Origin of the sequence: Flavobacterium sp. N3904 (assembly GCF_025947305.1) — a bacterium.
GTDB lineage: Bacteria > Bacteroidota > Bacteroidia > Flavobacteriales > Flavobacteriaceae > Flavobacterium.
The window spans coordinates 3,906,808-3,919,326 of record NZ_CP110009.1 but is presented as its reverse complement, the minus strand read 5'-3'; the positions used below and the strand labels follow the sequence as shown (position 1 = coordinate 3,919,326).

Below are 12,519 nucleotides of genomic sequence, written 5' to 3'. Positions count from 1 at the left end.
GCGGGTCGTGCTGTACGTTCCCGCTTTTTTTGAAAGGCTAGAAAAAAGCCTCTCAAAAAAGAGCTCCACTGCCATCACTCACGCAAAACCGTAAACATTCAACTGATTCGTGAAAAATAAATAGTTTGGATTTTTATTAAAAAAAAACTGCTCCCAAAATGGCATTTTTGGGAACAGCTAGCTGCAAGTAACTAAAAATAAATATTATTTTCGATCCATTTCTTTGGATAAAATAGGTTGTTTTTCGTTCATGATTTTGGTAACAGTCATGTGCATCCAAATCAAGCATAACACTGACAATAACAATATAAAAATCCATGAGCTGGACCAAATTCCGGTGCAAGTCAGTAAATAGCCAAAGATGATTGGTCCAAAGAAACCGCCAAGACCACCAATCATTCCAACCATTCCGCCAACAACTCCTACTTCGGTTGGAAAATATTCTGGGATGTGTTTATAAACAGCAGCTTTACCAATTCCCCAAGATATTCCAATAAGGATTACCAATACGAGATACACCCACATATTGGCACTAAAGTGAATAGCGGTGACTCCTTTGGCAATTAATTCTTTTTTCTTTACTTCTTGATTTTTTGTCACAACAACTTGTTGCCAAGAATTACGTGTTGGGAATATAGTATTTTCAATAGGTTTATTTATTTTTAAATTGATTGGAAATTTTTTTTCTCCCACTTTCACCAGTGTCTTTGTTACGGCAGTGATGATTCCTTTTTTGGTTGCCATAACGCCTGGTCCAGAGGTGGTGATGTCCATTTTCGGTACCATTAATAAAGCACTCAGGATTACTGAAGAGCTTAATACCCAATACATCACTTTTCTAGCACCAAATTTATCAGACAAAAACCCTCCAAATGCTCGAATCACTCCCGACGGCAAACTGAACATGGTGGCAAACATTCCGCCCATGACCAAACTCGTTTGATAGACATTCATAAAGTTCGGCAATAACCATTGAGAATAGGCAACAAAACAGCCAAAGACCAAGAAATAATAGGCTCCAAATCTCCAAACCCTTACATTTTTTAAGGATTGTAGCATTTGAGGAACACTTTTGGTTTGGTTTTCCATTTTTTTGTTTTTGGTAAAAAGTAAAAAGATAATGCCAATTACAACCAGTGCCGCTCCATACAGAACAGGCAGTAGTTTCCATCCATTTTGAGGGTCAGCTATAGAGAATTCGTTTAATAAGGATGGTGCCATAAATGTTGTGATAGCGGCACCCGCATTACCCATTCCAAAGATTCCCAAGGCTCTTCCTTGCCATTCTTTTGGATACCAAATAGAGGTGAAGCCGATACCAACTGCAAAACTGGTTCCAACCATACCAAATAGAAAACTTAAAAAGGCGAACATAAAAAAACTATCTGCAAAGGGTAATAGAAATAAGGGAATAGAGCAGAGGAGAAGCAATAACGAGAATACGTATTTACCACCAAATTTATCGGTTAGCATACCTATTGGCAATCGCATGATTGATCCAGTTAAAATTGGAATTCCCAATAGCCATCCAACTTGTACAACGTCCCATTTGAAGATTCCGTTATCTACTAAGAATGTTACCAAAACGCCGTTGAGCGTCCAACAAGCGAAGCACACCGTAAAGGCCAATGTGTTTAAAAATAAAATGCGGTGCGATTGCGAAAGAGAGTGTGTTGTTGACATAATACTTATATTTTTTACAAAACTAAGTAGTATGTCGTATTTAAAAACTGCGTTTTCGCAGTTTTTTTAAAATAATTAAGTATTTATACGTATTTTTTTGAAATTACTAAGTTACTAAGTTGCTAAGTTTTTAAAATAGAAAACGCCAAATCACTAAGTACTGATCTGGCGTTTATATTTTTTAAACCTTTAAACTAAAAAAATATTAGTCCCGATAGCTATCGGGATAGTTTCTTAGCATCTTTATAAAAGCGAATACTCTGTGGCTTTGTTCGAAAGCTCCATCAGGTTTTTTACTTTTAATTTTTTCATCAAATTAAATCGATGCACTTCGGCAGTTCTTTTACTGATGTCCAATGCTTCTGCAATTTCTTTGTTTCCTTTTCCTGTTAGTAGAAGTCTTAGAATTTCTTTTTCTCTTTTGGTAATTACTTGGTCTTCGCCCAAAGATTGTTTCGTTTCGGCTGTAAATGTTGGATTAGTCAATTGGCCAATCAATATGGATGAAATGTCTCCACTAAAATATTTTCCGCCATTGGCAACGGTATGCAATGCTTTCAAAAATTCTTCTTTGCTGGATCCTTTAAGTAAGTATCCGTCGGCTCCTGCTTGTATGGATTTCAATACGTATTCTTCGGATTCATGCATAGAAAGCATTACAATTTTTACCAAATTGTTTTTGCTTCGTAGTTGTTCAACCACCTCAATACCTGTTAGGTTTGGCATTCTAATATCAAGAATTAATAAATCGGGTTGGAGATTGTTTATTAAAGTTAAGGCCTCAAGACCATCTGTAGCTTCACCTACAACAGTAATGTTGGCTTCATTTTCCAACAATGATTTTATGCCATCTCTCACAAATACGTGGTCATCTGCAAGAACTACTCGAATTGTATTATTCATAATATACGTATTGTTCAATACTACTTTTTAAGTAGATTCATCTAATTTAGATGCTAAGATACGTAATTTTCAATTTCAATAAACAATTTCAATGTCAAAAATCAATTTCACAAAGAAAATTTAAAACGAATAACTGGCTAAATGTTTTTATTGATTCTGATCGGAAGAATGTTACTAGAAAGTTTTGCTGGATAGGATGGTATATTACGGTATTTCCATTCTTGAATTGTATTTCAAATTATTGTACTTAATTCCTACTTATTCTTTTCATTGCCATTGAAATTGGTATTGATTTTTTTAGATAGGAACATTAAACGTGATTCTCGTTCCTTCGTTTGGAATAGAATTAAAGAAAACACGACCATTAATGTACTGAATTCTCTCTTTCATAAATAGTAATCCCATTCCAGATTCGCTGTTTCGCTTTTTTTCAACGGCATTAATGTCAAATCCTTTTCCGTTGTCGTCAACTGTGATGCTCAAGAGTGTCGCGCTATGTGAAAGTTGTACGATGATATGACTAGAATCAGCATATTTGATGGCATTGTTTATGGCTTCTTGAGTCAATCGATAAATGTTGATTTCGATTAAAGAGTCCAAACGGCTGTTAAAATCGGTTTTATTGTAAAAAAGAATGTTCTTTCCAGTAAGTTTAGAAAGCTCTGAGGTTAATTTTGAAAGAGCCGAATTGATTCCGTGATCGCTCAATTCCGGTGGCATGAGGTTGAAAGTGGCTGTACGAACTCCTTTTATAATATCAAGCGAAAGTTGTTTTAGGTACTCAATTTTTTGAGCTGATTTTTCTTTGTCATCCAGATTGATACTTTCGAGGCTGAATTTTAACCCAGTCAACATTTGTCCAATTCCGTCGTGAATTTCTCTGGCAATTCGGTTTTGTTCGTTTTCCTGGTTTTCGACAATTTTACTTGATATTATTTTCTGTTGGCTTAATTTGTCGGCAATGTTAGCAGCATTCAAACGCTCTACTTCCTGAACGGCTTTTTTGCGTTCGGTGATGTCAAAACAGATAATCAAAAGTTCTGATTCGTCTTTTTTAATCGTAACAGGCACCATCGACAAATCCAGCCAAAGCGATTGTGCATTTCTGGTGGTTATATTCAGTTCGCCTTGCCAGCCTCTGCCGTGGTTTTCGAGGACGATTCGATCGATAAGGAGTTGCTCTTTTTCTATAGGTGTTAGTACTTGTCCAAATTTTTTATCCGAAAGAAAAGGGTTGTATTGTAGTAGTTTGGAGAATTTTTCACCAATATGAATGATGGTTCCGTCTGTTGCAATTCGGCAATAGAGTAGGGTGTTCTCCATCGCATAATTGAGGGATTTCAATTCTTTAACCGAATTTTCTTTTGCTTCGCTGATGATTTCAGTGTCTTGAGCCAATTTTAATGCTTTCCGTTCGGAAGATAAAAGGTTGTGTATGAGTAATTCAATCCTTTTGTTGGTCGGTTTAAAAATGAATAAAAATTCCAGTAATAAAACCAATAAAGTAAAAGCAAGAATACCATATTCTGTTTTGCGCTGCAGGGTTACTTTTTCAAGTGCTTCTCTATCATATTCACTAACAATTTGGTTCATTTTCGAAAGAAAAATAGTTTCGTTTTCGAGAATAGTTTGAACCAATTTTTGATTTTCCTGCTCGTTTTTATTTTCTTTTTTGTTGGCTAAAAAAGAATTGGTAGTCGCAATTATAATGTCAAAATTGGGCTTTAATTTTTCAAAATATTCAGTGAGAATAGCATTTTTTTCTTTGGGGAAACCCAAACTGTCATTTCCGTTTACTAACGAATAATGGTTGAATTTCCATAGTGAAATGGTTTTGGAGATGGCATTTATTTGATTCTCTTTTTGTAAAGAATCAGTAATAAAATTCAGGATTAAAACTTCTTTTGTAAGTTTTTGGCTAAGCATTCTTTGCTTTCCCGAAATGTTTATGATTCTGGAATCGCTGAGTTGGCTGTACAAGTTGTATTGAATAAGGAGCTGACTCAAAACCACGGTTACGGCAATAGTAATTAAGGCGAATAAGTACATTCGCCTTAATTTTATAAAAGAGAGTTTGTTAAAAGATACCTTGGATTTTTTTTTCATAGAAGAGAAACTATTTTCAAACCCGAATTCTGTTCGTTTTTTGCAAATACTTTTAGTTAAACTTAAAAGAATAATCTTAAACCAATTTACAATCCCAAAGCGTCTTTTATCAATTGAAGATTTTCTGGAGTGAAGTTTATTTTTAAAGCTTCCTGATGCCCTTTATCCGACATTTTATTCCAAGTTTTTAAAATAATGTTTTTCATTTTTTCGGCATCATGTTTGCTGGCAAAAGCATCAAAATAAAATTCTAAAAATACTAAACAGATAACATCTTCCAAAAGCTGGGTTTCTTCGTCTTTTTTGAGTAATTTTTTTTCAATAAGGAAAGAAACTCGATCTATAAAGGTGTCTTCATAACCTGCTTTTTTCAAGATTTCGGCAGTGGTTTTGGCGTGGAATTTTTTTAAATCCTCTCTCCATTTCAAATAACCCACACGATCCATTGGATACGTTTCTCTTGGCATTTTCCAGCGGCAAATGTGTTGTGCCTTGGCTGCTATTTGTACAGCTTCTGAAGCAGAAGGTTGAAAGGTCATTAATCTTTCATACATTCTATCCGAATATAATAATTCTTTCGGATACGTTATGTCTTGGTATATTTCGTTGTTTGGATCGGCTTCGTTTTCGGCATCAATCCACGCGCTGGCGTTTAAAAAAGGTATTGTTTTCATTTGAAAAAGTATATGCTCAAATATACATACATTATTCTAAAAAGCCAACGAATACTTCATCTCCTTCAATTTTTACGGGATAAGTTGCAATTTTATAATCATCACCGTTTAGATTGGATCCATCGACCAATGAAAATGTTTTTTTGTGCATCGGACAGGCAATTTTTGGAACTCCATCTGCAGATCCTGTCATTCCTCTTGATAAAACCATTTCCATTTTGTGCGGGCATGCATTTTGGCAAGCGTACCATTCGTTTCGCCTTTCGAAGTTAAAAATAGCAATTTGCTTGTTTCTGTATTTGATGCAACCGCCTCTATTGCTTGGAAAATCTTTTATGGTTCCTGCTTTGAACCAAATTTTTACTGCGCTTACGTTTACGGTTTCGTATTGGTTTAATAGTTCTTCCATTATATTTTTAATTAGTTGTTATTTCGCAAAGATTTGCAAAGAATTCGCAAAGGCGCACGAAGATAATTTTTGCTTACTGTTGTTTTTTGCTGATTTTAAAAGTTTATATTCTTTGCGAGTCTCTGTGCATACTTTGTGAATCTTCGTTAAATCCTTCCTTTACCAAGGTCTTGGCATTTTTTGTTCTCTTAAAGGGACAAATTCAATGTTATCATCTTTCTCATCTGTGTTGACAAAGTGGTTGAAACGTTTCATTAATCTTGGTTTTTCCAATACTTGTTTCCATTCACATTCAAAAGTGCCTACTAGAGATTGCATCTCAGTTTCTAGTGTTTCACAGATACCCAATCGGTCAAAGATGATGACTTCTTTCAGGTAATCCATTCCGCCTTCTAGTTTATCCAACCAAGTGGCAGTTCGTACCAATGGTCCAGCAGTACGAATGTAATACATCAAGAAACGGTCTAAATATTTGATAACAGTTGCTTTGTCGATTTGTTCGGCCAATAAAACAGCATGTTTTGGATTGGCTCCACCGTTTCCACAGATGTAAAGATTCCAACCACCTTCTACCGCAATCAAACCAAAATCTTTTCCTCGAGCTTCTGCACATTCACGGATACAAGCCGAAACACCGCCTTTTATTTTGTGAGGCGCGCGAATCCCTTTGTAACGATCTTCCAGTTCGATGGCAAAACCAGCGCTATCGTCCATTCCGTAGCGGCACCAAGCGTTACCCACACAGCTTTTTACAGCTCTCAATGATTTTCCGTAAGCGTGACCGCTTTCAAAACCATTGTCGATTAATATTTTCCAGATTTTAGGTAAATCGTCTAAGTGAGCACCAAATAAATCCACACGTTGCGCCCCTGTGATTTTAGTATATAAATCAAATTGTTTGGCCACTTCACCAATTGCGATTAATTTTTCGGCTGTGATTTCTCCACCGGCAACTCTTGGGACTACCGAGTATGTTCCGTTTCTTTGAATATTGGCCAAGAATCGGTCATTGGTATCTTGTGTTGTAACGTGTTTGTTGGCTGTGTCGTTGTATATACTGGAAAAAATAGAAGCTATAACTGGCTTACATACTTCGCAACCATCGCCATTTCCGTGATAATCGATTACTTCGTAATAATTGGTGTATTTATTGATTTTTACAATATCAAATAATTCTTGTCTGGTATACTGAAAGTGCTCGCAGATGGTGTCTTTGATTTCTTTCCCGAGTGATTTTTGAGTGGCTTTTACAATGTCAACTACCATTGGTTTACAACCACCACATCCTGTTGTGGCTTTGGTCAGTTTTACCACATCGCCAAAAGTACTTGCTGTTCCATCAATAATCGAGCAACAAAGAGCACCTTTGGTTACGTTTTCACAAGAACAAATTACAGCAGTGTCTGGCAAATCGGCTGCGCTACCCAAAGTTGATCCTTCTCCACCGCGAGAACCTAAAATTAAATCTTCTGGATTTGAAGGCAAGGCGAGTGCATTGGCATAAATTTGGAACAACCCATTGTAATCCGATGAATCGCCAACAAGAATTCCTCCCAAGAGTTTTTTTCCGTCTTTGGTGACATTGATTCTTTTGTAAATGCCGCTAAATTTGTTTTCGTAAACAATGGCGGTCACATTTTCATTTTCGATAAAAGGATCACCAAAACTCGCCACTTCAACTCCAATTAATTTCAATTGAGTAGACATATCGATGGTTTCTCTCATCGTTTTATCCCCATTCAAGATTTGTTCGGCAGCGACATCGGCCATTTCGTAGCCAGGAGCCACAAGTCCGTAAATCATACCGGTATACAAGGCCACTTCGCCTATGGCATAAATGTAAGGGTCTGATGTTAGCATTTGATTGTTCACAACTACGCCACCACGTTCTCCGACAACTAATCCTGAAACTCTAGCGAGTTCGTCACGCGGTTTAATTCCTGCCGATATAACCAACATATCAACCTTCAACAAGTCATCATTGGCAAACATCATTCCCTTTATACTTTCTTCACCATCGATATATTGTGTTGCTTTATTGAGATGGATTCCGATATTCAATTCTTCTATTTTGGATTGAAGCATGTTGCTTGCTGCTTGATCCAATTGTCTTGGCATCAAGCGAGGGGCAAATTCCACCACGTGAGCATTAAGACCCAAATCACGAACCGCTTTGGCTGCCTCAAGTCCCAACAAACCACCACCAAGAACGGCAGCTTCGGTAGCACCGTTGGCTCTTATTTTTTTGGCGTAACCCATAATGGCATCCAAATCCTCTATGGTTCGGTATACAAAAACACCTTCTTTTTCGACTCCTTTGATTGGAGGAACAAAAGCAGAAGATCCCGTAGCCAAAACTAAGTAATCATACGCATGCGTTTTGTCTAAGTGCGTACTTACGGTTTTGTTTGCAGTGTCAATTTTTAAAACTAATTCAGCCGTGTTTAATATGATATTATTCTCTTCATACCATGATGTGGTGGATAGTGATAAGTCATCGGCGGTCTTTCCTGCAAAGTATTCACTGAGGTGAACTCGGTCGTACGCGCGTCTTGGTTCTTCTCCAAATACGGTAATTTGATATTTTTCTTGCCCAGATTTCGAAATGAATTTCTCGCAAAATTTATAACCTACCATGCCGTTTCCGACTACTATCACATTAATCATAATCTATTAATTAAGTATTACTACGCAAACATACGTATAAATACTTAATTTAAATACTTAATTTTTTATTTTTTTTTCTAAAATAAAATTATTTTTAATAATCAGTAATTCGATTCTGAATAAGTATAGATTGTGTTTCCTTGTTGTAGAACATATTGATTTGCAACAACTGTATTGTGGCAAGGAGCTCTCAATGTTATTAAGTTTAGGATTCAAATGGCCTTTGAAAGTTTTATAAAAAAAAGTAGTGTGCAAATTGGACACGACCTAAGTGTATAAGATTTCGATTATTTATAAAACTCCCCAATATGCCAAAGAATTCCAGAGGGATCATGAATAAAACACTCTTTGCCCCAATCCATTTCTCGGACAGGAACTAATTTTATGTCTTTATATTTGTCGGTCAAGTTTAACTCCAAAAGTGCTTTCCAATACCGATTGACATCTTCGACTTCTAGAAAAAGCATAGTGTTATCTACCCAATCTTTGGCATAGTAATCTTGTAGATAAAACCCAATTCCTTCGGTTTCGAAATAAGAAAAATTAGGTGCCAAAATAATTTCCTTAAAACACAAGTCTTGATAAAAACGTCGTGAAATTCCAAAGTCTTTGGAACCGATAAATGGTCTGATTGATTTGGCTTTATGCTCCATTTTGTTTCTTATTTTTTAAATTTCTGTTCATTTTCTTTCACTCTAAATACAACGATATGCTCTATCAGCCAGTAAGGAATGGGGTGATCAACAGGAAACTGAACCGAACCTTTACCTTGTTTGTAATTCGACAGTTCATTGGCAAACTCGCTATGTCCTGTTGGTGTGGCATAAAATCCTATATGTTTTTTATAGCCTGCAAAATACACCAATGGTTTCCCGTATGTCTTGTATGCCGGCATCCCATAGGAAATGCTTTCAATGGATTCAGGGGCTTTGTTTCTAATTGTCTCGCGAACATTTTTCAAAAGAATTTGAATGTCTTTTGGGAAAGTTGCGATGTATTCGTCAACGGTTTTAATGTCAGTTTTCATAGGTTTCCTTTGAATTTGTATAGTGGTACTATTTCTTCTTTTTAAAATTTGATGCGTTATAAATTGAATGTTTTCTGTATAACGAAAATACGAATAAAAAAAGATATTTTAGTCAAGTAAAGAATTATTCTAAACTGCGGTTTTCGATTGAAACTATAGAATTTATCTATAGAAAAAATAATTTAGATAAGAATTAATTTGGTAAATTCGTATGTAAGTTTTTAAAAATCATCATATTATGGAAAATAATGAAAATCACAACGAAGCATTTGATGTCAATGCTGAAGGGGCAAACAAATGTCCATTCTCAGGAGCTGGCTCAAAGAAAACTGCAGGATTTGGCACAAGAAACAATGACTGGTGGCCGAATCAGTTGAAACTAGGGATTCTTCGCCAGCACTCTTCACTGTCAAACCCAATGGGAGCGGAGTTTGACTATGCCGAAGCTTTCAAGAGTCTTGACCTCGCAGCCGTAAAGAAAGATCTTTTCGATTTAATGACTGATTCCCAAGATTGGTGGCCAGCAGATTATGGTCACTATGGACCGTTTTTCATTCGGATGGCATGGCACAGCGCTGGTACGTATCGTATTGCGGACGGACGTGGAGGAGCAGGTTTTGGAACCCAACGATTTGAACCATTAAACAGTTGGCCGGACAATGTGAATTTGGACAAGGCTCGGTTGTTGTTATGGCCAATTAAACAAAAATATGGAAAGAAAATTTCTTGGGCTGACTTATTGATTCTTACAGGAAACTGTGCATTGGAGTCTATGGGTTTTAAGACTTTTGGTTTCGCTGGTGGTCGTGCCGATGTTTGGGAACCTGCAGAAGATATTTATTGGGGATCCGAAGGGAAATGGTTGGACGACAACCGTTATTCGGGTAATCGTGAATTAGAGAATCCTTTGGCTGCCGTACAGATGGGGCTTATTTATGTAAATCCAGAAGGTCCTAACGGTAATCCTGACCCAGCTGCATCAGCTCTTGACATTCGGGAGACTTTCAAGCGTATGGCGATGAATGATGAAGAAACCGTTGCACTTACTGCAGGTGGACACACTTTTGGTAAAACTCACGGTGCTGCCGATCCGAACGTATATGTAGGCCCAGAACCTGCAGCTGCTGGAATTGAGGAGCAAGGTCTTGGATGGAAAAATACTTTTGGTACCGGAAATGGCGAATATACCATTAGTAGCGGTCTTGAAGGCGCTTGGACAACTACACCAAACAAGTGGAGCAATAATTATTTTGAAAACCTATTTAAATTCGAATGGGAATTATCTAAAAGTCCAGCTGGAGCACATCAGTGGAAACCCAAAGATGGAGCAGGAGCAGGTACTGTACCAGATGCCCACAGCCCGGCAAAAAGTCACGCACCGACTATGCTTACCGCTGATCTTGCCTTGAGAGCAGATCCTATTTATGAGAAAATTTCAAGACACTATCACGAAAATCCTGATGTCTTCGCCGATGCTTTTGCTCGTGCTTGGTTCAAATTGACGCATCGTGATATGGGACCTATCACACGTTATCTAGGTCCAGAAGTGCCTAACGAAGAACTGATTTGGCAAGATCCTATTCCTGCAGTGACACATCAGTTAATAGATTATAATGATATTAATGACTTGAAAACTAAAATTCAGGCTTCAGGATTGTCTGTATCTCAACTGGTATCTATAGCTTGGGCTTCTGCATCAACATTCCGTGGGTCAGATAAACGTGGCGGTGCCAATGGTGCTCGTATCCGTCTTGCTCCCCAAAAAGATTGGAAAGTGAATAATCCGGCTCAACTTTCGACAGTATTAGCAACTCTTGAAGGAATTCAATCCGCTTTCAATAGTGCTCAATCTGGAGGAAAGCAAGTATCGCTGGCTGACTTAATAGTTCTGGCTGGAGGTGTAGGAATAGAGAAAGCAGCTCAACAAGCGGGGCAAAATATTACCGTACCTTTTACACCGGGCAGAGCAGATACTACACAGGAAAAAACAGACGTGGAATCTTTCGCCGTTCTAGAACCAGAGGCTGATGGATTTCGCAATTATATGAAAACCCAATACACGGTTTCGGCAGAGGAAATGTTGGTGGACAAGGCACAGCTTTTGACACTTACAGCTCCCGAAATGACAGTACTCGTAGGTGGTTTGCGTGTTCTTAATGCAAACTTCGATCAGTCTAGACATGGAGTATTTACAAACCGTCCAGAGACATTGACAAATGATTTCTTTGTTAATTTACTAGATTATGCCACAACATGGAAAGCGTCTTCGGAATCTAAAGAATTATTTGAAGGACGTGATCGCAAGACAGGTGCATTGAAGTGGATAGGAACTCGTGTAGATCTTATCTTTGGTTCCAACTCTGAACTTCGCGCTATCGCTGAGGTGTATGGATGTGCAGATTCGCAAGAGAAATTCATAAAAGACTTTGTAGCCACTTGGAACAAAGTGATGAACTTGGATCGTTTCGATTTAAATTAAAAATATAATTTTATAAGAGTAAAAAGGTGATATGGAAACAGATCACCTTTTTTAGTTATTCAAGTTTTACTTTGGTTATTATTTTTGTGCAACGCTATTCACTTCAATCCAATAGCCGTCTGGATCCTGAAAATACACCTGCTTAATACCATCCGCTCTAATGTTTATTTTATGCGCTGTTCCAGGCCAATCAGAATACATGATTTTAAATTTGTCCAGAGTGATTATAAAATCGTCAAAATTAGATGTAGTAAGAGCAAGGTGTACCGCTTTATTGATGGTAACGTTTTCTTTTACAGTGGATACTAGATGCAATTCTTTGTTATCTCCTAAAGAAAACCATCGAATGCCCTCCATTTTGGTTCTGTTTGTAATTTCCTTTAAGTTCAGTACGTCCTTGTAAAAAGCAGCCGAAATGTTAACGTCTTTTACAGATAAGGCAGCATGATTAAAAGTCAAATCAAACGAGTTGCTTTTTTGGGCTTGAATCAGGTGAGTAAGCAAAAGAAATAATGCTAAAAGTTTTATTTTTTTCATTGTCAATTTGATTTAATTGATTGCTTACTCTTTT

Annotated in this window: 10 protein-coding genes; 1 reads left to right on the top strand and 9 read right to left on the bottom strand. The window is 37.2% G+C overall.

The window, feature by feature from the left end; genetic code table 11:
- Positions 1–204: 204 nt before the first annotated feature.
- The 8 genes from OLM57_RS16615 to OLM57_RS16580 form a co-directional block, all read right to left on the bottom strand.
- On the bottom strand, positions 205–1,683 hold the full coding sequence (locus OLM57_RS16615) for an MFS transporter (RefSeq protein ID WP_264564813.1): 1,479 nt from the start codon (positions 1,681–1,683) through the stop codon (positions 205–207).
- Positions 1,684–1,926: 243 nt separating this feature from the next.
- A complete protein-coding gene (locus OLM57_RS16610) occupies positions 1,927–2,586 on the bottom strand; it encodes a response regulator transcription factor (protein WP_264564812.1) in 660 nt (219 codons plus the stop codon).
- A 297-nt stretch (positions 2,587–2,883) separates the two neighbouring features.
- On the bottom strand, positions 2,884–4,635 hold the full coding sequence (locus tag OLM57_RS16605) for an ATP-binding protein (protein WP_264564811.1): 1,752 nt from the start codon (positions 4,633–4,635) through the stop codon (positions 2,884–2,886).
- 143 nt (positions 4,636–4,778) lie between these two features.
- Complete coding sequence (locus OLM57_RS16600) at positions 4,779–5,366, bottom strand: DUF4202 domain-containing protein (protein ID WP_264564810.1); 588 nt, start codon at positions 5,364–5,366, stop codon at positions 4,779–4,781.
- 31 nt (positions 5,367–5,397) lie between these two features.
- Positions 5,398–5,775: a nitrite reductase small subunit NirD gene (gene nirD / locus OLM57_RS16595; protein ID WP_264564809.1), complete on the bottom strand. Its 378-nt coding sequence runs from the start codon at positions 5,773–5,775 to the stop codon at positions 5,398–5,400.
- Positions 5,776–5,934: 159 nt separating this feature from the next.
- Entirely contained in the window at positions 5,935–8,442 is a 2,508-nt protein-coding gene (gene nirB, locus OLM57_RS16590; protein WP_264564808.1) for a nitrite reductase large subunit NirB, read from the bottom strand.
- Positions 8,443–8,729: 287 nt separating this feature from the next.
- Entirely contained in the window at positions 8,730–9,095 is a 366-nt protein-coding gene (locus OLM57_RS16585; protein WP_264564807.1) for a glyoxalase, read from the bottom strand.
- Positions 9,096–9,103: 8 nt separating this feature from the next.
- A complete protein-coding gene (locus tag OLM57_RS16580; protein WP_264564806.1) occupies positions 9,104–9,469 on the bottom strand; it encodes an iron chaperone in 366 nt (121 codons plus the stop codon).
- 238 nt (positions 9,470–9,707) lie between these two features.
- Between OLM57_RS16580 and katG the strand changes: the two genes are divergently transcribed.
- Positions 9,708–11,948 (top strand): catalase/peroxidase HPI, encoded by a 2,241-nt coding sequence (gene katG, locus OLM57_RS16575; protein WP_264564805.1) that lies wholly within the window; start codon positions 9,708–9,710, stop codon positions 11,946–11,948.
- Between the two features lie 78 nt (positions 11,949–12,026).
- On the opposite strand, the gene OLM57_RS16570 is transcribed toward katG, so the two are convergent.
- Positions 12,027–12,485 (bottom strand): VOC family protein, encoded by a 459-nt coding sequence (locus tag OLM57_RS16570; RefSeq protein ID WP_264564804.1) that lies wholly within the window; start codon positions 12,483–12,485, stop codon positions 12,027–12,029.
- Positions 12,486–12,519: the final 34 nt, after the last annotated feature.